Annotated in this window: 18 protein-coding genes; 10 read left to right on the forward strand and 8 right to left on the reverse strand. The window is 63.1% G+C overall.

Annotated features, from left to right (window positions below):
• Window positions 1–185 precede the first annotated feature (185 nt).
• Complete coding sequence (locus C4J86_RS11575; protein ID WP_124370475.1) at window positions 186–1,013, forward strand: N(5)-hydroxyornithine transformylase PvdF; 828 nt, start codon at window positions 186–188, stop codon at window positions 1,011–1,013.
• Between the two features lie 624 nt (window positions 1,014–1,637).
• Here C4J86_RS11575 and C4J86_RS11585 read toward each other — a convergent pair.
• The 3 genes from C4J86_RS11585 to pvdM are packed head-to-tail and all read right to left on the reverse strand — an operon-like array spanning window position 1,638 to window position 5,167.
• Complete coding sequence (locus C4J86_RS11585) at window positions 1,638–2,510, reverse strand: formylglycine-generating enzyme family protein (RefSeq protein ID WP_124370476.1); 873 nt, start codon at window positions 2,508–2,510, stop codon at window positions 1,638–1,640.
• A gap of 30 nt (window positions 2,511–2,540) precedes the next feature.
• Entirely contained in the window at window positions 2,541–3,809 is a 1,269-nt protein-coding gene (locus C4J86_RS11590) for an aminotransferase class V-fold PLP-dependent enzyme (RefSeq protein ID WP_124370477.1), read from the reverse strand.
• Window positions 3,806–5,167, reverse strand: coding sequence for a pyoverdine-tailoring dipeptidase-like protein PvdM (pvdM, locus tag C4J86_RS11595; protein ID WP_124370478.1), 1,362 nt, complete (start codon window positions 5,165–5,167; stop codon window positions 3,806–3,808). The genes C4J86_RS11590 and pvdM overlap by 4 nt, the downstream gene beginning before the upstream one ends.
• Before the next feature lie 142 nt (window positions 5,168–5,309).
• Between pvdM and C4J86_RS11600 the strand changes: the two genes are divergently transcribed.
• Entirely contained in the window at window positions 5,310–6,938 is a 1,629-nt protein-coding gene (locus C4J86_RS11600) for a PvdJ/PvdD/PvdP-like protein (RefSeq protein WP_124370479.1), read from the forward strand.
• A gap of 222 nt (window positions 6,939–7,160) precedes the next feature.
• Entirely contained in the window at window positions 7,161–8,513 is a 1,353-nt protein-coding gene (locus C4J86_RS11605; protein WP_124370480.1) for a Fic family protein, read from the forward strand.
• 90 nt (window positions 8,514–8,603) lie between these two features.
• Here C4J86_RS11605 and C4J86_RS11610 read toward each other — a convergent pair whose 3' ends face one another.
• Window positions 8,604–8,795, reverse strand: coding sequence for a hypothetical protein (locus C4J86_RS11610; RefSeq protein ID WP_124370481.1), 192 nt, complete (start codon window positions 8,793–8,795; stop codon window positions 8,604–8,606).
• 116 nt (window positions 8,796–8,911) lie between these two features.
• Window positions 8,912–9,634: a pirin family protein gene (locus C4J86_RS11615; RefSeq protein ID WP_124370482.1), complete on the reverse strand. Its 723-nt coding sequence runs from the start codon at window positions 9,632–9,634 to the stop codon at window positions 8,912–8,914.
• A gap of 179 nt (window positions 9,635–9,813) precedes the next feature.
• Here C4J86_RS11615 and C4J86_RS11620 point away from each other — a divergent pair, with 179 nt between their 5' ends.
• Window positions 9,814–10,764, forward strand: a complete 951-nt coding sequence (locus C4J86_RS11620) for a GlxA family transcriptional regulator (protein ID WP_124370483.1) — start codon at window positions 9,814–9,816, stop codon at window positions 10,762–10,764.
• Between the two features lie 149 nt (window positions 10,765–10,913).
• Window positions 10,914–12,365 (forward strand): winged helix-turn-helix domain-containing protein, encoded by a 1,452-nt coding sequence (locus C4J86_RS11625; protein WP_124370484.1) that lies wholly within the window; start codon window positions 10,914–10,916, stop codon window positions 12,363–12,365.
• Here the strand turns inward: C4J86_RS11625 and C4J86_RS11630 are convergent.
• Entirely contained in the window at window positions 12,312–15,083 is a 2,772-nt protein-coding gene (locus C4J86_RS11630) for a winged helix-turn-helix domain-containing protein (protein WP_124370485.1), read from the reverse strand. The genes C4J86_RS11625 and C4J86_RS11630 overlap by 54 nt on opposite strands.
• A gap of 58 nt (window positions 15,084–15,141) precedes the next feature.
• Window positions 15,142–15,540: a helix-turn-helix domain-containing protein gene (locus tag C4J86_RS11635; RefSeq protein ID WP_124362564.1), complete on the reverse strand. Its 399-nt coding sequence runs from the start codon at window positions 15,538–15,540 to the stop codon at window positions 15,142–15,144.
• Between the two features lie 204 nt (window positions 15,541–15,744).
• Here C4J86_RS11635 and C4J86_RS11640 point away from each other — a divergent pair, with 204 nt between their 5' ends.
• From C4J86_RS11640 to C4J86_RS11660, 5 genes are all read left to right on the forward strand, one after another.
• Window positions 15,745–16,653 carry a LysR family transcriptional regulator gene (locus C4J86_RS11640; RefSeq protein ID WP_124362565.1) on the forward strand — a complete coding sequence of 303 codons (909 nt, stop codon included), beginning with the start codon at window positions 15,745–15,747 and terminating at the stop codon, window positions 16,651–16,653.
• Between the two features lie 98 nt (window positions 16,654–16,751).
• A complete protein-coding gene (locus C4J86_RS11645) occupies window positions 16,752–17,342 on the forward strand; it encodes an antibiotic biosynthesis monooxygenase (protein ID WP_124366795.1) in 591 nt (196 codons plus the stop codon).
• On the forward strand, window positions 17,339–19,177 hold the full coding sequence (locus C4J86_RS11650; RefSeq protein ID WP_124370486.1) for an amidohydrolase: 1,839 nt from the start codon (window positions 17,339–17,341) through the stop codon (window positions 19,175–19,177). The genes C4J86_RS11645 and C4J86_RS11650 overlap by 4 nt, the downstream gene beginning before the upstream one ends.
• A gap of 27 nt (window positions 19,178–19,204) precedes the next feature.
• Window positions 19,205–19,822: an isochorismate family cysteine hydrolase YcaC gene (ycaC, locus tag C4J86_RS11655; RefSeq protein WP_057722054.1), complete on the forward strand. Its 618-nt coding sequence runs from the start codon at window positions 19,205–19,207 to the stop codon at window positions 19,820–19,822.
• A gap of 179 nt (window positions 19,823–20,001) precedes the next feature.
• Entirely contained in the window at window positions 20,002–20,883 is an 882-nt protein-coding gene (locus C4J86_RS11660; protein WP_124370487.1) for a LysR family transcriptional regulator, read from the forward strand.
• Here C4J86_RS11660 and C4J86_RS11665 read toward each other — a convergent pair.
• Window positions 20,870–21,907 carry an AraC family transcriptional regulator gene (locus tag C4J86_RS11665; RefSeq protein WP_124370488.1) on the reverse strand — a complete coding sequence of 346 codons (1,038 nt, stop codon included), beginning with the start codon at window positions 21,905–21,907 and terminating at the stop codon, window positions 20,870–20,872. The two genes, C4J86_RS11660 and C4J86_RS11665, sit on opposite strands and share 14 nt — an antisense overlap.
• Window position 21,908 lies beyond the last annotated feature (1 nt).

The following is a 21,908-nucleotide window of genomic DNA, read 5'->3' on the forward strand; positions in this document are numbered from 1 at the left end:
GAGTGAAAAGAGGGGCTGGGCACACAGACCCTTACCCATGACAAACGAAGTGTCGGCGCGACTATTTAGCCCGGCGTGCCGGGCGGTGCCGGCGCGGGGATAAATTGCGCGGGGGCTGGTTCGTTCCTGTTGGGTAGGCGCACGGCTATTCACGCCGTACGTATTCCTTCTGCGAGAGCGAAACAATGACGAAAAAGAACCTGGTGTATGTTTGGTCCCTGAGAAATGCCGCCGCCGACAAGGCCGGGCAGCCGGTGGCCTACAAGGACCATGAGCGCTACATGAAGTCGGTGCTGGAGTTTCTGGTGGGCTCGCTCAACGACACCTCGCTGGGCGATGCCTACAAACTGGTCGGCGTGGTGTATGACGATGATGAGCAAAACCCGCGGGATCAGGCGCTGGTCGCCGATTACGGGTTCGCTTACCAGCCTGGCCGTCAATGGCTGTACCCGGCCGACTTGCGCGTGCAGGGCACGTTGGTCAACGACCTGCTGCTGAGCGTGCCGTCGACCTACCGCCGCCTGCCACGGGGCAGCGCCGAACATATCGCCGGCAAGCAGGATTTCGAGCGGCGCCTGCATGACACGCTGGTTGAGTTGAACGCTGACATCGTGGTGCTGGATGGCTTGCTGGTGATCCTCGATGACTTGGTACGCCCAGGCGCGCCGTTTGCGCGGCGCATCATGAACATCCATCCGGGAATCACGCGTATCGAATCGCCTTACGAACGCCGTGGCGCCTATGCCACGTGGAACGCGTTATACGGCGCGCGCGGGCAGACGGTGGTGGACTGGGCGACCAAGGCCACCACGCCTTCGGAGCCGCTGTACCTCACCGGCGCGTCGTTCCACTATGTGGATAACGGTATCGATTCCGGCGAAGTGTTCCACGACGTATTGAAGACCGAGATTTCACCAGAGGACACGATCCTCGAACTGCGCTGGAACAACTTCAACAACAGCCTGTTCCCGGCGTTGCATGAAGGCCTGGAGCTGTTGGCCACAAAAGGCTGAGCGCAATCAAATGTGGGAGGGGGCTTGCCCCCGATGAGCATAGGTATCTACACAACTTTGTAGCAGCCTACGGTAACCACGATGCGAAGCGAGTCGCTCTTGATCTTGCTTTTGATCTAGGCGCCCCGTTAAACCACGCTGGCCGGAATTCGATAGTGATTTGGGGGGTAAACCGGCAGGGATGCCGGTTTAGCCGCCCCGCGCCATGGATGGCGCGTGGCGGCGGCCCCCCAAATCACTGTCGGATTACGGGCACACCGAGCCTAGGCGAGGTGCCGAGTGGTGGGGCAAGAGCCCTTTGGTTACTTTGGGGCTTTTTTCCAAAGTGACCCGCCGTCAGGGCGGAACCCTAAGCCGCCGTTACCGCAGCAACGGATATGTACTCGCTCTGAACCAACATCCTGGCCGGCCCGGAGGCCGCCATCGGGAGCAAGCCCCCTCCCACATTTGGAACGCGGGGTGTCAGTTAGAGAGGCTTCGACTCCTGAGCCGTCACAGGTTCAGGGCCGCGCCAAAATTGTGTAGATACCCATGCCCCGATGAGGAAGTGTCAGTGCCTGCATCTTTGCCTGACCCACCGCCATCGGGGGCAGGCCCCCTCCCACATTTGGATCTATTGCGCTATCAGAGGTCGCGCACTACCCGGAATCCAATCCAGTCACCGCGCGTCTGCGGGTAGATGTTGTTGCGGTTGCCGGAGCGGGAAAACACCGGCGCTTCGCCCCAGTCATTGCCGCGGATCTGGTAGGCCTCACAGTTCGGCTCCACCCAGGCACTGCCGTCAGTCGGCGCGCCGATGTAGTTGGCGTGCTCGCAATCGGCAACCCGCTCGTACACGTTGCCGTGCATGTCATACAGGCCAAACGCATTGGGCGGGTAGCTGCCCACCGGCGACGAATAGCTGTAGCCGTCCGCCGGGCCGTAGGTGTTGGCGTGCTGGGCGATGCTGTAACCCTTGCCTTCGTCGAACGGGAAGGGGAATGGCCCGCTGGTGCCGGCGCGGGCGGCGTATTCGCGCTGGGCCTCGCTGACCATGTGGTACTGCTGCCCGGTTTTCTTCGACAGCCAGCTCACGTAGCGCTTGATGTCGTCCATGTCCATGCACACGGCCGGCTGGCGTGGCCCCTGGGGGTAGCGCGGCTTGCTGGCGATGCATTCACGGCCGGGGCGGTCATCGCCATTGGCGATCTTCACCCCGGTCTGGCGCACGTAGCTGTCCCACTCGCCGGCGGTGATGTGGAAGCGGCTCATGGCGAAGGGCTTGGCGAAGGTCACTGCATGCATCGGGCCTTCGTCGGGCTCGCGGCCGACTTCGTCTTCCGGGGTCCCCATGGTGAAAGTGCCGGCGGGCAGCACCACCATTTCCGGGCAGTCCTTGCAGTCCTTGAAGACTTTGCCCGGTTGCGGTGCAGCCGCCTGGGCCAGGCCAGGGAGCAGGGCGCCGCACAATGCGGTGAGTGCCAGGGCGGTCAGGGGGTTGAGTCGAAAGGGCATCATGTGAGCGTCTCGTTCAAATAAAAAAAGGGGTCACAGCCGCTGACTCAGCAGCGCCATGAAGCGCTGGATTTCGGCCGAGCTGTTGAGCAGGCCGGGGGCGGTGCGAATGACCGGCCCGACATCGCGGTCCACCGCGTCGATCACCACACGGTTTTGCCGCATGTGCGCTGCTACTGCATCGCTGTCCTGGCCCTTGACCCGAAAGAAGGTAAAGCCCGCCGATAACTCCGGGCTGCACGGCGTGACCAGTTCGATCTGCCGATGCGCCAGCAGCTGTTCCTTAAGCTCGGTGTTGAGTGCGTGGATTCGCGCCTGCACCGGCGCCTTGCCCAGCTGCAGGTGCAACTTGAACGCTTCGTCGGCGGCCCAGCGATGTTCGAAGGCGTGGTAGCCGCCGGGGGTCATGGTGGTGGCGAAATCCTTGTCTTCTGAGAACGTCGGCACCATCGGCGTGACGTACCTGTTCTGAGGGTCGCGTGCGCACACCAGGCCGGTACCGCGCGGCCCGAACATCCACTTGTGGGTGCCAGCGATGAAAAAATCGCAATGCATGCCAGGGAAATCGAGGTCTTCCACGCCGAAGCCGTGCACACCGTCGACCACATAGAGGATGCGATCGTTGTCGTCACGGTGGCGGTTGTGTTCATCCACCAGTTGGCCGATTTCGCCGATGGGCAATTTGACCCCGCTGCCCGACTGCACCCAGGTCATGCCCAGCACACGGGTGTTGGGGCGGATATTGCGCTGGATATTGCCCAACACTTCATCGACGGACACACGGCTGGCGCTGTCGAACAGGCGGATACGGCGCACCCGGGTGCTTTCCTTGCGCACGCGAAAATCCAGCACGTTCTGTGTTGCGTAATGCTCATGCTCGGTGGTGAGGATTTCCTGGTCGGCGCGCACCTGGATCCCGCCGTAAATCATCGCCAGCCCCTCGGATGTGCTGCCGGTCAGGGCGATCTGCGGCGGCGTGGCGTTCAGGTAGCGACCGGCCCACTCACGCACCTGGCCTTCGCGTTTCCAGGTTTCCTGCAGATCCCAGTCCATCGCCAGGCCTGGGTTGCGGTCGATCTGCGCGCGGTAGCGCTCGATGGCCTCGCGCACCGGCCTGGGGTGCGACGCCACCAGGAAGTTGGAAAAGTGCAGGTAATCCGGGTCCTGCTCGAACAGCTGCTTCAATCCCGCCCAGGGGTCGTTCGCGGCGGCTGCCAGCGCCTGGGGTATCAGCGCGGCGCCCAGCGGCAGGCTGGCGGCAAACACGCCGGCCTGCTTGAGAAATGTGCGGCGGTCGGTCATGGGCTGACTTCGCGGTTGGCCAAGGGTTTGGCGGCTTTTTGCACCTGCTCCCACACCCGCAGGAAGTTGCCGCCCCACAGCTTGGCGATATCGGCTTCGGAATAACCACGCTGGATCAGTTCGGCGGTGACGTTGCGCACCTCGCCGACGTTCTCCCAACCCTGCAGACCACCGCCGTCGTTGAAGTCCGAAGCGATGCCGACGTGGTCGATGCCGATCTTGCGCACGGTGTAGTCGATGGCGTCCCCCCAGTCCTTGAGGGTTGCCTTGGGTTCTTCTTCGAGAATTGCGTACAGCTCACTGGCGTATTGGCCGAAGCGCTGTTCGGGCCACGCGGCGATGATCGCGTCGCCCGGCATCAGGGCCATCGCCAGGTTCGGCAGGGGCGGCAGGTCGAAACGTGCGCGCAGGGCGTTGAGCTTGTCCTGGGTCGGCTGGCTCAGGGGGCGCAGGTAGGCAGGAAAGCCCACCACCTGCACCACGCCGCCACTGCGTTTGATCAGTTGCAACTCCTTGTCGCTGAGGTTGCGCGGGATGTCCACCGACGCCCGGGGTGCCGAATGGGAGGCCACCATCGGCGTGCGGCTCAACTGCGCGACCTGTTCCAGGGCCTTGGTCGACATCTGCGACACGTCGATGATCACGCCCAGGTCATTGAGGCGCTGCACCGCTTGCTGGCCGATGGGCGACAGGCCTTCAAGGGCGTCGGCGGTGTCATTGAAAAACGGCAGCGGGCGCGATGAGTCCGCCCAGGCGTTGTTGCCGATGTAGCTGAAACCGAACATGCGCATGCCGCGCGCCGCCCACAGGTCCAGCTGGTTCAGGTCGTTGCCCAGCGGGTAGGCGTTGAGCATGCTGATGAAGATCGCGAACTTGCCTTCGCCATGCAGGCGGCGCATGTCGTCCGGGGTATAGGCGATGCCCACCTGGTTGGGAAAGTCGCGCACCATGCCGGAGATGATCTTGTAGCGTACCTCCTGCTCATGGCGGGCCTCTTCGACAAAGCCGTCGGTGGGTTTGTGCGGGGCGTTGGGGCCGTTCCAGATTTCCGGCCAGCCGAAGATTGTCAGGGCCGCACCGGACAAGCGGCCGCGCGACGCCTTGGCCAGGTCGAACTGGCCGCTGCCGTCCTTGTCGGCTTCATTGCCGGCGGTGCCGAAATCCATGGGCACGGTGATATGGCTGTCGAACGACAACAGGCGATCCTGCATTTCGTTGGCTTGCCTGATCACCTCCAGCGGGTAGCCGGCATTCCCCTTGAACCAGTGATCCCAGGCCAGCAGGCCGGCCCCGGCGGCGACGGCCAGTGCCAGCGGCAGGCCGATATACAGCGCCTTTTTCGAACGTGGTTTTGTCATTGCCATCTCAGTCAGTTGAGGCCGTTGCTATCAGGGAAGAACGAGCGATGGCAGGGGAAATTTAGCGGGCGGCCCAGCGCCGGTAAATTTCCCCCGGCTGAAAACGTTCTAGCTCTGATTAAGCCGTTTCCTAAGGTAGACAATGACGATCTCTCGACGTGGGTTCATCGCAGGCCTGGCGCTGACCGGCGCTGCCGTGCCTGCGGCCTTTTATGCCCATCGCGAGCTGACGCGGGAAGACGAATTCCCGATCACCCCCGGCGAAGCCACGGTCGACCTGGCCGACACCCAGGGCCAGCACTTGGCGAACACCTTGCGCGGCGTGTGGAACCTGCGTCTGGAAGGCCGCGATGCCGGCCTCAAGGGCCTGCCGTTGCAGGGCCTGCAATTGCTGCTGGATATCGCACCCCGTGGGCGGGGCTTGCGCGGCTACCTGGACACCGCCGAAAACCTGCGTGGCGACGACGAGCCGCGCTACCGTGTCTTGGGCGATCTGCTGACGGGCGAGGGCGCGTTGCTCTATTGGCGTCTGATCGACCGCGATTCAGCGGCGGGTATTCCGGCCTACGAATTCAAGATGACCCTCGATGAAGTCTGGGCCGACTTCGGCAATGCCGGCAGCGCCACCCTCAGTGGGCAGATCCTCGACCTTGAGCGGCCGTTGGCATTGACCGAGCGCGACAACCGTTTTATCGCCCACAAACAGCTGTTCCCCGAAGCCCGCCAGCGTATCGGCCTCAACGAGGCCCTGCTGGCGTGGCTGATTGCCCCCGAACATCGCCTGTTTCACCAGCTGTGGCACGCCAGCCGTGACCAATGGCACAAACTCTCCGAGGAAAAACGCGAAGCCCTGCGCGGCATCGGCTGGCAACCCGGCCCGCGTGGCCAGGAGCGCGATGCGCGGGGCAAGCGCAAGGATCGTAACGGCTCGGGCATCGACTTTTTCTTCATGCACCGCCATATGCTCGGCACTGCCCGCTCCCTGCAGGAGCTGCCGTCATGGCCGCACTTTCCCGCGCCGCAGCCGGCGCTGGAGCGTGATCGCCAGGGCTTTTTGCGTTACTTCGACAACCACGACGGCTTTGCGCTGCCGCCCTGCTGGTCGGCGCCGGACGACGCCGATTACACCCAGTGGGTCAGCGACATCAAGGCCGCCGAGACCTACCACAGCAATTTCCAGGTGTGGGAATCCCAATACCGCGACCCGCGCTACCTGGCCCGCTTGACGCTCGGCCAATTGGGCTCGGAAATGGAATTGGGCCTGCACGACTGGCTGCACATGCGCTGGGCCTCGGTGCCGCGCGACCCCTCCAACGGCGCCCCGGTGCCGTTTGCCCGCGACCCTGCGGACTTTGCCGCGCGCTGGTATGCGCCGGAAAACGACTTCCTCGGCGATCCGTTTTCATCTCATGTCAACCCGGTGTTCTGGCACTTCCACGGCTGGATCGATGACCGTATCGAAGACTGGTTTCGCGCCCACGAACGCTTTAATCCCGGCGAAGTAGCCCGGCTCGAGGTCAACGGCGTAGCCTGGTTTGCGCCGGGGCGCTGGGTTGAAATAGCCGACCCCTGGCTCGGCCCGGACACCCATGGCTGCAGCACCACGCCGGGGTTGCAGCAGGGACGCTCGATGGAAATGGACCCGGAAATCATGAAACTGGCCCTGCGCATCACCTTCGGCGCCGATGACGATCTGCTCAAGGGCCTGTTCAAGCGCGTGCCGCAGCGGCCGTGGTATGCGCGGCACTTGAAGGTCAAGCGCGAAGGGTAAGAAGAACCCGCACACCTGTGGCGAGGGAGCTTGCTCCCGTGACGGCCTCCCAATCGACACAGAAGATGGGGTGGGAGAGCTTCAGGACTGCTGCGCAGCCCAGCGGGAGCAAGCTCCCTCGCCACAAAGTGCAGCGTAATGCAGTTTTCTGCGCTGCACACGTTGACACGTTGGTCGTTAGGCGTAACGATCAACTCAATTTTCAAAAATTGAGTTTCAGTTGTGGCAAAAATCCATAAACCCACTGATTTCGGCACGTTATTGAGTCGCCATGGCTTGCAGATTTTCGAGCTTGCACGCATTTTCAAGGCAGTCGATGACAAAGGCCGATATCTGCATTGGGATGAATTTCGCCGTTACCCCACACCCGGCGTCAATAAGGAAGCGGCATGGGCCGCCATCAAGATGTCCCGGGCCTGTGCAAGCAAGACCCTTGAGCTCAAGAGCGAATGCGGTAGCGCTTTTTTCTTATGTTCCACGGATTTCAGTGATGCGGTGATTCACGCCGTCGAGTCTGTGACCTCCAGCCTGGGCGGTGCAGCAGCGGCGTCTCCTCAGTACCGCGATAATGCTCAGTACCTGGTCGATTCATTGATGATGGAGGAGGCAATCTCCAGTGCCCAGCTGGAAGGTGCGGCGACTACGCGCAAAATCGCCAAGGACATGCTGGCCAAGGAGCGTGCGCCGCAGAATGATGATGAGCGGATGATCCTCAACAACTATCACCTGATGAAACATGCCAAGTACAACCAGGGCGAAGCGCTATCTGTCGCGTTGATCTGCGAGTTTCATGCCATCGCAACGGCGGGTATTGAAGAGGACGATGTTCGCCCTGGGCATATCAGGACGACCAACGATATTTTTGTTGGCGGCGCCGGGAATGAAATCATTCATCAACCACCCCGGGCCGCAGTGCTGCCGGACAGGCTCGAGGCGCTTTGCAGGTTTGCCAACGATCAGCATGACGGCCAAGGCGGCGCGCACTTTATCCATCCAGTGGTCAAGGCCATCATCCTTCATTTCATGCTGGGTTATGAACATCCCTTCAGAGACGGCAACGGTCGGACCGCACGCGCTTTGTTTTATTGGTTCATGCTCAAAAGTGGTTATTGGCCCTTTGAGTACATTTCCATCAGCGCACTGCTTAAAGAAGCCCCCATGCAATATGGGCGTTCATATATCCATACGGAAACCGACGGGTTCGATCTGACCTATTTCGTCATTTACCAGTTGCGGATCATCGAACGCGCAATCAACGAATTCATGTTGTATTTCGAGGGTAAAAGACGAGAAGCCGTAGAGCTGATGAGCTGGTTGGATGCCCTTGATTTAAAGGAGGGGTTGAATTACCGACAGGGCCATTTCTTGAAGAAAGTGCTGCAGCATCCTGGGCGCATTTATACGCCCAAGGAACTCACCCATGACTATGACATTTCGGAAAACACCGCACGCAAGGATCTTGAAAAGCTGGTCGGTATGAAACTTTTATTCAAGGTACAGGAAGGAAAAAGTTTCCTATACATCGCGCGGGACGATGCGCAGGCCAACTTGAAGAAGCTGACAGCCATAGGTTGAGCGTTTCAAACCTGCTTTAACGCATAAATCGAAGACGAAAAAAAACCGGCTGATCAGGCCGGTTTGGGGTGTCCCTTCAACAGCAGGGGGTTATACCTGGTTGCTCAGCAAACGGTCTGCACCGCCTTCAGCCAGGCCGCGTTCCTGCAAGCGGTCCGCACCGCCTTCGGCAACGCGGGTTTCAATCAGACGTTCCGCGCCGCCTTCAGCGACTGCCGGGTGGGCGAAAGCGTTTGCAGCCAGTACCGAGAAAGCGAGGCTAAGCAAGAGTTGGCGTTTCATGAGTGTGTGCTCCGAGTGTCTTGGTTGGGTGCCGTTTGGCATGGGTTTGATGTTACGCGTCGCAGTTTTTAAGAGAACTTCATTGCGCTGATGGTGACTATCGATGCCAACAATGGTCATGGCATCTGCGGCAGTTCGTTGGGGCGCAGGTCGAACACCAGCACCTCGGCGTCTTCGCCGTGGCTCAGGCGAACCTCGCGCTCGTCCCGTACCCGCACACCATCGCCTTCCTGCAAGCGCTGGCCATTGAGCTCGACACTGCCGCGCGCCACATGGATGTAGGCGTAGCGATCCGGCGCCAGGTCCAGTTGCGCGCTTTCATCGCCATCGAACAACCCGGCGTACACCCGTGCATCCTGGCGAACGTTCAACGAACCGTCGGCGCCATCCGGCGAGATGATCAACTGCAGGCGTCCGCGTTTTTGCGCTTCACTGAAGTGCTCCTGCTGATAGCGCGGCTTGGCCCCGGCTTCGTTGGGCACGATCCAGATTTGCAGGAAGTGCACGCCCTGGCGCTGGCTGTGGTTGAATTCACTGTGAGCCACGCCGCTGCCGGCACTCATCAGCTGCACATCACCGGGACGGATCACCGAGCCGGTGCCCAGGGTGTCCTTGTGTTCCAGGGCGCCTTCGAGCACATACGAGAAGATTTCCATGTCGCGGTGCGGGTGCTGGCCGAAGCCTTTGCCGGCGGCGACGCGGTCATCGTTGATCACCAGCAGGTCGGAAAAACCCTGCTCCTTGGGGTTCCAGTAGTTGGCGAAGGAGAAAGTGTGAAATGACTTCAACCAACCGTGATTGGCGGCGCCGCGTTCGGAAGCTTTGCGAAGGGTCAGCATGGTCCAGTCCTCAAGTGAGCGCGGGCTGCGAAATGCAGGGCGCTTGCGTTGAGAAGAAGGTTAATGGTTAACCCTAAATTCATTAAGAAGATGAAATCTGAATAACTGTCATATCTGGGTTGACAGTAAAGTCATGCCATAATGCGCGTCGCCTTTCTACTTGATGGACATTCCCACCTATGAAAACCGTGGCCATGGCGTTGTTCCCGGACTTCCTGCTGCTCGACATGGCCGGGCCGCTCGAAGTGTTTTCGATTGCCAACCGCTACCTGCCGGCGGCCGACCACTACCGCATCCTCACCATCGGTACCGAACCCGGGCCGTTGCGTGCCTCCAATGGCGTGATGGTGCAGACCGACCTGCTGCTGGAACAGGCCCAGGCGGACTACGACCTGCTGCTGGTACCGGGCGGCCCGGGTGCCTATAACGAATGCCATCCTGCGCTGCTGCCCTGGCTGAAGGCGGTGGCGCCACGGGCCCGGCGTTTCGGTTCGATCTGCACCGGCGCCTTTGTGCTCGGGCATGCCGGCTTGCTTGACGGGCACCGCGTGACCACTCATTGGCACTACACCGAGCGCCTGATCAAGGCGTTCCCCCACGCCAGGGTCGAGACCGATCGCATCTACCTGCAGGACCGGCGCCTGATCACCTCGGGCGGCGTCACTGCCGGTATCGACCTGGCCCTTTCGATTGTCGCCCAGGACCACGGCAAGCAGGTGGCGGTGGACGTGGCCAAGGTGTTGCTGGTGGTGATGAAGCGCCAGGGTGGCCAGGCCCAGTTCAGCCCGATGACCGCTGCCGTGGCGCCCCAGGAAACCGCGATCACCCGTGTGCAGCACCATGTGCTGGCGCATCTGGACCAACCCTTTACCATCGAGTCCATGGCCGAGCTGGCCGGCATGAGTGCGCGCCACTTTGCGCGGCTGTTCGCCAAGGAAGTGCAGATGACACCCATGGCGTTCCTGCAAGGCGCGCGCATCGACCGCGCCCGGCAGTTGCTGGAAACCACCGATTTACCGCTCAAGACCGTGGCCTTCCACGCCGGCTTCGGCAGCGTGCGGCATATGCGCTTTTTGTTCAGTGAAAAGCTCGGCCTGAACCCTACCCAATACCGACAACAGTTCAGTTAACGACACAATGTCCGTCTGAGGCACCCGATTGTCCGTATCGCTCCCCGTGCCGGGATTGTCCTGTCATCCCTAGCTGGCAAGATAAGCCCGAGCCCACGGAAAAGGATGCGCAGGCACTCAAGCACGGGTGTTTCAGCGCGGTTACGGACATGAATGATTCTGCGGCGGTGAGCTTCGGCCCCTACACCTTTCATCGGCACCAGCGCCTGGTCAGCAAGGCCGGTTGGCCGGTGCCGCTGGGCGGGCGGGCGCTGGATATTCTCGCGGTGTTGCTGGAAGCGCCGGGGCACTTTGTCAGCAAGGCGACCTTGATCGAGCGGGTCTGGCCCAACAGCGTGGTCGAAGACAATAACCTGCGCGTGCACATTGTCGCGTTGCGTCGCGCCCTCGACGGGCAGCGTGTCATCCTCAACCATCCGCAGCGTGGCTACTGCTTCGCCGCGCCCGTGCAAGGCACACTGCCGACGGTGCCGGCACAGCACAACCTGGTGGCACGGCTCAGCCCGGTGCTCGGTCGCGATGAGCTGGTGGCTGTGCTGGTGCGGCGCATCGCCGGGCAGCGCCTGTTGACCCTTACCGGGGTGGCCGGCATCGGCAAAAGTACGCTGGCCCTGGCCCTCGCCGAGCGTGTGGTGCCCCGCTATCGCGACGGGGTGTGGTGGGTCGACGTGACCAGCCTGCAAACCCCGGGCGAACTGCTCGGCCATCTGGCCACGGTATTACAGCTGGACCCCGCCGACAGCCTCGACGAGCTGACCCGACAGTTAGCCTCGCGCCAGTTGTTGCTGGTACTCGATGGGGCCGACCTGCTGCTCGGTGCCTGTCGCACGCTGGTGCGCACATTGGGCGAACGGGCACCGCAGGTCAGCGTGCTGATCAGCAGCCGCGAAGCCTTGCTCGCGCCTGGCGAATGGGTGGTGCGGGTGCCACGGCTGAGCGTGCCGTCACCGTCAGCGTTGGCCAGTGTCGAGCAGGCCATGGCCTGGCCTGCGGTGCAACTGTTCGTCACACGGGTACGCGCCAGTCAGCAGGGTTTTGCGTTGCGGCCTCAGGAGTTGGCGCCGTTGCGTGAGATTTGCCGGCGGCTGGACGGCATCCCGTTGGCCCTTGAACTGGCCGCCGCCCAGGTCGACGCACTCGGCATCGGCGGTGTGCAGCAGCAATTGTGCATGGGCTTGCACGGGCTGAGCCGCGGGCGTCGCACGGCGGTGGAGCGGCATCGTTCGCTGACCGCCGCGCTGGAATGGAGCTATGCGCGCCTGAGTCTGCCGGAGTGCTGGCTGTTCCTGCAGCTGGGCTTGTTCAAGATGGCGGTGACCCTGCCCACCTTGAGCGAAATGGTGAGCGGTACCGAGCTTGAACACGCCGACCTGTCTTACCTGCTGACGCGCCTGGTGAATATGTCGCTGCTGAGCGTCGAGCCCGGCCTGGGCCCGACGCGCTATCGCCTGCTCAACTGCGTGCGCAGCTACGCCTTGGCGCAACTGCGTGACCCGCGTCAGGTAGCGCGCCTGCAACAAGGCTACGGGGAGTGCCTGGGCGCGTTTTCAGGCCGGCCGTTTGTCCTGCAACTCGTCGAGCAGGCGGCGTACGCGCAGTAGATCCTGGGTGGCGAAGCCTTCGGTAAATCTTGCGTAGAGGGGGTTCAGCAAGTCGATGCCTGCCTGCTTGCGTCCTTGCTGTTGCCAGAGTTGCGCCAGGGAGCCCGCACACCGCAGCTCCCAGGCCAGGGCGCCTTGCTGGCGTGCCAGGCCGAGGGCTTCGAGCAGCAGCGTCTGCGCGCCCTGGGTATCACCTTGCAGCGCTGCCTGCCCGGCGTAGACCCGCAGGATTTCCGGGGCACACCAACCCGCCGCGCCGCTGCGCGCCCGTTCGAGACCTGGCTCATCGACGTGCTGCATGCCGAAGGTGACCAGGGTGTCCTCGATCAGCCCCAGGCCCTGTAAATCCCCGTTGCCCAGGATGCCGGCGTAATGCCCGGCCCAGGTCTGGAACAGTTGCACCGAATGCGTGTGGGACTGCTCCAGCAGCAGGCTTTGCAGGGTTTGCGCATCGTCTTCGGCACCGTTGTAGCGGGCGATCACCACACCGGCCAGGGCCAGGGTGTAGCAGATCGACGTACCGTGGTTGATCTGCAGCGCCAGTTCCAGTGCCTGGCTGGCGGTGCGCCAGGCGCGTTCGGGAAAGCCCTGCAACCAGAGGATTCGCGCCAGTACGGTCAGGGACGCGACACTCTGGTCGTATTGCACGCCGATGCCGTGGGCGAAGCGGTTCACGTGGGCGCTGTGGCTCATGCGCTGCAGCACCTGCTCGGCCTGCTGTCGGGCCAGCGCCTGATGGCCGGTGTAATGCTGGGCCAGGGCGCGCAAGCGTTGGGTGCTCAGGTCCAGCAGCGGCTCGGTGCGCGGGTCGAGGCGATCGAACTGCCTGCTCTGTTCCAGCGCTTGAACATAGCGCCCGGCGCACAGGTTCGCCGCCATGTGCCCGGAGACCGCACGCAACTGGCCGGCCAGGTCCTGGCGCTCTTCAGCCAGGCGTGCGGCCCCGACAAACGCGGCGATGGTCTGGGGCGCGGCGCCCACGGCGTGGTAGGAGAGGCTGCCCAGGGCCAATTGCAGCTGCAGGGCCAATTGCGTGCAGGGCGCTTCGACCCGATCGATCAGCGCCAGTGCCTTGTCCACATAGCCGGCGTGCTCGCGCAGCAGCGACAGTTCCTGCCACAGGGGCATCGCACTGACCGTCAGCCGGATCGCCAGCAAGTGCCCCGCAGTGTCGGCAAAGCCCCAATCGAGGGCGGCGCGCACGTCTTCACGCAGCGGGGCGTAGCGGTCGATCCAGGGCTGTGTGGCAATCAGTTCCCAATCGCCCTGGGCCTGTTCCATCAGGGCCAGGCAGCGTGCCGCGTGACGCTCGCGGGTGGCTTGCAGCTCGCCGGCGAGGCTGAGCTTTTCCAGGGCGTAGGTGCGGGTGATATCGAGCAGACGATAGACCATCTCGTCCTCGCTGGCGTCCACGTTCAGCAGCGACTTGGCCACCAGTTGTGTGATCGAGCCCAGCACTTCGGTGGGGGCTATATGCTCCCCGGCGATCACCGCCGCCGCGCTGACCAGGCTGAAGCCGCCGCGAAACACCGCGAGCCGGCGCAGGCAGATTTTTTCGCAGTCGGTGAGCAGATCGAAGCTCCAGTCGAGCGTGGCCCGCAGGGTCTGCTGGCGGGGCAGGGCGCTGCGCCGCCCGCGGGTCAGCAGGCGGAAGTTATCTTCCATCTGCACCAAGAGCCCCGCTAAGCCGAAACGCTCGATCTGCGCGGCCACCAGCTCGATGGCCAGGGGAATGCCGTCCAGGCGCTGGCAGATATCAATCGCCAGCGGCAGTTCGGCGTCGCTGAGGGCAAAGCTGTCTTGATGGGACATGGCGCGTTCGATCAGCAGCTGCATGGCCGGGTAACCCAGGGCCTGGGCGCGGTTGCCGGTGGCGGGCGGGCAAGTCAGCGGTTCGAGGCGTTGCACGTATTCACCTTCGGCGCGCAGGGCTTCGCGGCTGGTGGTGAGGATGTGCAGGTGCGGCGCATGGCGCAGCAGGGTTTCGCTGATCAGGGCGATGTCGTCGAGCAGGTGTTCGCAGTTGTCGATCACCAGCAGCATCTGGCGTGCCTGCAGGCTGCGGGCAAAGCCGGTCAGCGGCGCATGCTCGCCAGGCGGGACGCCGAGTAGGGCGGCGAGGTTGGGCAGGATCATCGAGGCGGCACTGAGTGGCGCCAGGTCGAGCAGGTGGATGCCGTCGCGGTAATGGCCGATCAGCAACTCCGCCACGCGCAGGGCGACGGTGGTCTTGCCGATGCCGCCAGCACCGGTGAGGGTGATGAAGCGTTGCTGCGGCAATTGCTGCACCAGGGCGTCGATCAGCGCCTGGCGGCCGAGCATGCGCGTGCGCCGCAGAGGCAGGTTGTGACTTGGGCGTTGGGGCGCGCCGTCGGTGGGTAGCGTCATCGGTTCGATGCTCAGTGGCGCGACAAAACTGTAGCCGCGCTGGGCGACCGTGACGATATAGCGCTGCCCGGCCTGGCCGTCGCCCAGGGCCTTGCGCAACGCGGCCATGTGCACCCGCAGGTTGCCGTCTTCCACCACGCTCTTGGGCCAGACCCGTGCGATCAGCTCCTGCTTGCTCACCACATTGCCGGCGTGCTCGAGCAGGATCAGCAGGATATCCACCGCCCGCCGTCCCAGGCGCAGCGGGCGACCGGCCTCCAGCACCAGGCGCTCACGCGGATGGATGCGGTAGGGGCCGAAGTGCACGGCCTGGTCGCTCAAGTCATTCATGGCTGCACGGGTTCAGGAGTCAAGGAGGGGCCAGCATATTCCAGGTGCATCAAGACCACTAGGCGGCGATCACCTCGGGTTTGGGGCGCGAGTGGTGGTTTCGCCAGGTCATCGGGTTCACACCTTCGCTGCGAGTGAACATATGACAGAAGTGCGCCTGGTCGCAGAAGCCACATTCCAGGCTGATTTGAGTGAGGCTCAGGGACGAGCCGGTGATCAGTTCCTTGGCGCGCAGGATGCGTTGCTGGCGAATCCATTCCTGGGGCGATACCCCCGTGGAGCACTTGAATGCGCGGGAAAAATGGCTGCGCGACAAGGCGCATGCCTGGGCCAGCTCGGCAATGCTCAGGCTTTCGCCGAGGTTGGCGAGAATCAGCTGCTTGGCGATACGCTCGCGCCGGGGGCATAGGCCTCCGGTGGCGGATAAACGAGGGGCATATTGCTCGAGTCGGGCCATGACAAATATCCGCAGTCGATGGGAGCGTTCCCGGTGAATGGATGCAGTGTAGACGCCGCTTATCTTGTTGCCGGACCGCCTGGCTGACGAGTTAATCGTTGTTAATTTCGCCAGGTGCGGGCGTGGAAAAGACAGCACAGGTATGCAATCCAGAGCGTTCCGGGCATGCTTTCCTGACCCCCTGCACACCGTTTGGATACCGCCATGAACCGCAACGACCTGCGCCGCGTCGACATGAACCTGCTGGTGATTTTCGAAGCGCTGATGTTCGAGAAAAACCTGACCCGGGTCGCCGAAAAACTCTTTATGGGCCAGCCGGCGGTGAGTGCGGCACTGGGCCGCCTGCGCGACTTGTTCGACGACCCGTTGCTGCTGCGCAACGGTCGCGGCATGGAACCCACGCCACGGGCGCTGGCGATACTCAAGGAACTGCAACCGGCCATGGACACCATTTCAGGCGCCGTCAGCCGCGCCAAGGATTTCGACCCTTCCACCAGCTGCGCGGTGTTTCGCATCGGCCTGTCCGACGATGCGGAGTTCGGGCTGTTCCCACCGCTGCTCAGCCGCCTGCGCGAAGAAGCGCCGGGCATCATCGTGGTGGTGCGCCGGGCCAACTTCCTGCTGATGTCGTCGCTGCTGGCCAGCGGCGAAATCTCGGTGGGGGTGAGCTACACCACGGAACTGCCGGCCAATGCCAAGCGCAAGAAGCTGCGCGATATTCCCTGCAAAGTGCTGCGCGGCGATGATGGCGAGGCGCCACTGACCCTCGACGATTATTGCGCCAGGCCCCATGCGATGGTGTCGTTCTCGGGCGACCTGAGCGGCAATATCGACCTGGATCTGGCACGCATCGGCCGCTCGCGGCGGGTGGTGCTGGCGGTGCCGCAGTTCAGCGGGTTGCGCGCCTTGCTGGCGGGGACGCAGATCATCGCGACCGTGCCGGACTACGCGGCCTGTGCGTTAACCGAAGGCACCCGCCTGCGGGCCGAGGACCCGCCGTTCGCGATTGATGCGGCAGAGCTGTCGATGGTGTGGAGCGGGGTGCATGACAATGACCCGGCCGAGCGCTGGTTGCGGGGGCGGATTGCGGAGCATATGGCGGCGGCGAACTGACTCCCACATAAAAGCCAAACAGCACATACATCCAATTCCCCGCCGTCCCAGCTCGGCAAACTTCCCCCATCGCTCAATGCCCTGGGGAAACATCCATCATGGACCCAACACCTAACACCAGCCCCGACGAAGTCGTCACGCTGGTCGTCAAGCACCGGGTCAAGCCCGGCCGCGAAACCGAGTACGAAGCCTGGCTGCGCCGCATCGTGCGCATCGCCGGTGAACGCCCCGGCCACCTTGGCGTCGACGTAGTGCGCAGCCAGCAGGGCGGCATGGCGCTGTTTACCTGCGTACTGCGCTACCGCTCCACCGACGCCCTGGAGTTGTGGCTCGAGTCGCCACAACGTCGGGCCCTGATCGATGAAGCGGCGCCAATGCTGGCCGACGGCGACCAGACCGAAATCGGCGGCGCCAATGAATTCTGGTTCGCCCCCCAGGCCGACGGCGCGGCCAAGCCGCCGCGCTGGAAACAGGCGGTGGTGAGCCTGTTTGTGATCCTGCCGCAAACCCTGCTCCTGCCGTTTATCTGGGGCCCGGTCCTACGGTTGCACCCGTTTTTGTCCAACTACGTGGTCTCCACCTTCCTGGTCACCCTGACCATCGTGCTGCTGGTGGTTTACCTGCTGATGCCGGCCGCCACCCGCCTGTTCGCTCCCTGGCTTGAAGCCTCTGAAAAGGAAACCCTATGAACGCCGATCTGATTCTGTTCAATGGCCAGTTCCACACCGTGGACCGGGAAAATCCACGCGCCACCGCCGTCGCCATCCGTGACGGACGCTTCGTCGCCGTGGGCACTGACGGTGAAGCCATGGCCCTGCGCGGCAGCGCCACCCAGGTCATCGACCTCAAGGGCCGCACCGTGATTCCCGGTCTCAACGACTCGCACCTGCACCTGATCCGTGGCGGGCTGAACTACAACCTCGAGTTGCGCTGGGAAGGCGTGCCGTCCCTGGCCGATGCCTTGCGCATGCTCAAGGACCAGGCCGACCGCACCCCCACGCCGCAGTGGGTGCGCGTGGTGGGCGGCTGGAACGAATTCCAGTTTGCCGAAAAACGCATGCCGACCCTGGAGGAGCTCAACCAGGCTGCGCCGGACACGCCGGTGTTCGTGCTGCACCTGTACGACCGCGCCTTGCTCAACCGGGCCGCGTTGCGCGTGGCCGGTTACACCAAGGACACGCCGAACCCACCCGGCGGCGAGATCGTGCGCGACAGTAACGGCAACCCCACCGGCATGCTGGTGGCGCGCCCTAACGCGATGATCCTTTATTCGACCTTGGCCAAAGGCCCGAAACTGCCCTTGGAATATCAAGTCAACTCCACCCGCCAGTTCATGCGTGAACTCAATCGCCTGGGCCTGACCAGCGCCATCGATGCCGGCGGCGGTTTCCAGAACTATCCCGACGACTACGCGGTGATCGAACAACTGGCCAAGGACCAGCAGTTGACGGTGCGCATCGCCTACAACCTGTTCACCCAGAAGCCCAAGGAAGAGCTCAGCGACTTCAAGAATTGGACCGGCAGCGTCACTCTGCACCAGGGCGATGACTACCTGCGCCACAACGGCGCCGGCGAGATGCTGGTGTTTTCGGCTGCCGACTTCGAAGACTTCCTCGAACCGCGCCCGGACCTGCCGCTGACCATGGAACAGGAGCTGGAACCGGTGGTACGCCATCTGGTGGAACAGCGCTGGCCGTTCCGCCTGCACGCCACGTACGACGAGTCGATCTCGCGCATGCTCGACGTGTTCGAAAAGGTCAACCGCGACATACCGTTCAATGGCCTGCCGTGGTTCTTCGACCACGCCGAAACCATCACCCCGAAAAACATCGAGCGCGTGCGCGCCCTGGGCGGCGGCATTGCGATCCAGGACCGCATGGCGTTCCAGGGCGAATACTTCGTTGAGCGTTACGGTGCCAAGGCCGCCGAAGCCACGCCGCCGATCAAGCGCATGCTCGCCGAAGGCGTACCGGTAGGCGCGGGCACCGACGCCACGCGGGTGTCGAGCTACAACCCGTGGACCTCGCTGTACTGGATGGTCAGCGGCCGCACCGTCGGTGGCCTGGAATTGCACGCCGAGGGCTTGCCGCGCCTCACCGCGTTGGAACTGTTTACCCACGGCAGCGCCTGGTTTTCGTCCGAGCAGGGCAAGAAAGGCCAGATCAAGGTCGGCCAACTGGCAGACGTGGCGGCGTTGTCGGCGGATTTTTTCAGTGTCGATGAAGAAGCCATCAAGTGGATCGAATCGGTGCTGACCGTGGTTGGCGGCAAGGTGGTCTACGGCGCCGGTGATTTCGAAGATTACGCACCGCCACGCGTTCCGGTACTGCCGGACTGGTCGCCGGTGGTCAAGGTACCGGGGCACTGGCGCCCCAGCTCACCGCTGCAGGCTCAAGTTCACCAGTGCAGCGGCCCTTGTGGCGTGCACTCCCACAGCCATGAAAAAGCCCGCCTTTCCAGCGTGCCGGTCAGCGACTTCCAGGGTTTCTGGGGTGCGTTTGGCTGTTCGTGCTTTGCCTTCTGATTGTCACTACCCAAAGGAGTTACCCGCATGACTTATTCGCGCTTGAACAAAGATGATGCTGTTGTACTGCTGGTCGATCACCAGACCGGCCTGATTTCGCTGGTGCAGGATTTCTCCCCCAACGAATTCAAGAACAACGTACTGGCCCTGGCCGACGTGGCGAAGTTCTTCAACCTGCCGACCATCCTGACCACCAGCTTCGAAAGCGGCCCTAACGGCCCGCTGGTACCGGAACTCAAGGCGCTGTTCCCGGACGCGCCGTACATCGCCCGCCCTGGCCAGATCAACGCCTGGGACAACGAAGAGTTCGTCAAGGCTGTCAAGGCGACCGGCCGCAAGCAGATCATCATTGCCGGTGTCGTAACCGATGTGTGCGTCGCGTTCCCGACCCTGTGTGCCCTCGATGAAGGCTTTGAGGTGTTCGTGGTCACCGACGCCTCCGGCACCTTCAACGAAACCGTGCAACAAGCCGCCTGGGCGCGCATGACTGCGGCCGGTGCGCAACTGGTGAACTGGTTCGCCGTGGCCTGCGAGCTGCAGGTTGACTGGCGCAACGACATGGAAGGCCTGGCCAACCTGCTGTCGCCACGCATCCCCAACTACCGCAACCTGATGAACAGCTACTCGGCGTTCACCGCCAAGTAACTCGTCCTCAAACCTGTCGGTAATCCCTGTGGGAGGGGGCTTGCTCCCGATAGCGGTGTATCAGTCAGCTTATTTGTAGCTGACCGACCGCTATCGGGAGCAAGCCCCCTCCCACATTTGATTTGTGGTGCTGCGACCAACCGGTTATAAAACAGCCCATCGTCCACCGAGAAGCGACAATGAACCCTTTCGAAGACATGCGCCTGTTCTGCCAGGTCATGGAATCCGGCAGCTTCACCGCCGCCGCCGAGCAACTGGGCCTGTCCAAGCAGTTTGTCAGCCGCCGCCTGATTCAGCTCGAAGACCGTCTCGGCGTGCGCCTGCTCAACCGCTCCACGCGTCGCCTGGATGTCACGCCTCTGGGCCAGAGTTACTACGAATCCGCCTTGCGCCTGCTCAGTGATGTGGAGCAAGTGGAGCAGGGCATCGCCGGTCAGAACAGCGAACCGCGCGGCACCATTCGCCTCAGCGCGCCGTTGTCATTTGCCATGGCGCATCTGGGTTGCCTGTTGCCGCTGTTCCTGCAGCGCTATCCCGAGGTGGCGGTGGAAGTCGACCTCAGCGACCGCCCGGTGGACCTGATCGGCGAAGGCTACGACCTGGTGTTGCGCATCGGCACCCTGGAAGATTCCACCTTGATCGCCCGGCGTATCGCCAGCATCCCACGGGTCTACTGCGCCAGCCCCGACTACCTGGCCCTGCGCGGCACCCCGCAAAAGCCCGATGACCTCTCCGCCCACGATTGCCTGCCCTACGGCCACGGCCGCCACGTGCAATGGCGCTTCAAGGGCAAGCTGCAAGCGCTGAACGTGAGCGGGCGCATGCGGGTCAATAACGGCGACCTGCTGCGTGACACCGCGATTGCCGGCCTGGGCGTGACCTACCTGCCGACCTTTATCGTCGGCGACGCGTTGAAGGACGGCCGCCTGGTCAGCGTACTGGACGCGTTCGCCCCCGAAGCTCTGACCTTGTCGGCGGTGTACCCCCAGCATCGGCAGAGTTCGCGGCCGGTGCAGGCGTTGGTCGAGTTCCTGCGCGAACGCCTGGCTAGCGGCTGCTGAACAACTGGCGGATCAGGCTGGGCGTGCTGCCGGTCCAGCGCTTGAACGCGCGCCGAAAGTTCGCCGCATCGTTGAAGTTCAGGTACGCGGCGACTTCATCGTTGCTCAAGCCTTTGACCTGATACAGGTGCAACGCCATGTGCTTGCGTACCCGGTCCACCTGTTGCTGAAAGCCGGTGTCGTGCTTGTGCAGCTTGCGCTTGAGGGTCGCCGGACTCATGGCGAAGGCCAGTGCGGCCTGTTCCAGGCTCGGCGGCTGGCGTACGTGCTCGCGCAGGTAGTCATGGAGGCAGTCGAGGAAGCTGGCGGCAAAGCCCAACTGGTCGATCTGCTCGCGGGCGTGCTGGCGCGCCACCTGGCCTGCCGTGGCCGAGGCACCGGGCCAGGCGCGGGTCAGGTACTCGCGCGGCAGGCACATCATGTCCAACGGACGTTCGAAGCGCGTGTGTTCGCCCAGGTGCACCCAGTATTGCTCCACATAGCGCGGCTCGGCGTGGCTGAAAGCGCACACCCACGGCAGGCGCTGGCCGCTGAGCCATTGGCTCATGGCCACCAGCGAGGTCATGCTCGCCTCCAGCACAAAGCGCCAGTGCTCGCCGGCGCCGCAACTGTCCCGCCAGTACAGGTAGGCATGCTGCTCATCCAGCTCCAGGTTCAACGTGACCAGCGGGTTGAGCAGCACCTGTTGCTGGATCAGGATCTCCAGCGCCTGGTGCAGATTCTGCGCATGCCCCAGTGCATGGCTGGCCGCGCCATAGTGGCCGGGCAGCAAGCGTTGGCCAAACAGGAAACTGCTGTCGTCGGCGTCCAGCAGTTTGCGGCTGTTGCCGATCACGTCGAGGAACTGCCGGGGGCTCAAGCGGGCGTTGCCGGCCAGGATGTCTTCGTGGAACAGCCCGGTGCCGCGCAGCAGGCGATGGCTGTCGATGTCCCGGGACAAGGCCAGGTCGATCAACGTGGCGGGTTGGTAATGGCCGGGGATGAAGCGGCTGTCGCTTTCATACCAGCTGGCTTTCACGGCCATC

The sequence above is a fragment of the Pseudomonas sp. R2-7-07 genome, from assembly GCF_003852355.1.
Lineage (GTDB): Bacteria > Pseudomonadota > Gammaproteobacteria > Pseudomonadales > Pseudomonadaceae > Aquipseudomonas.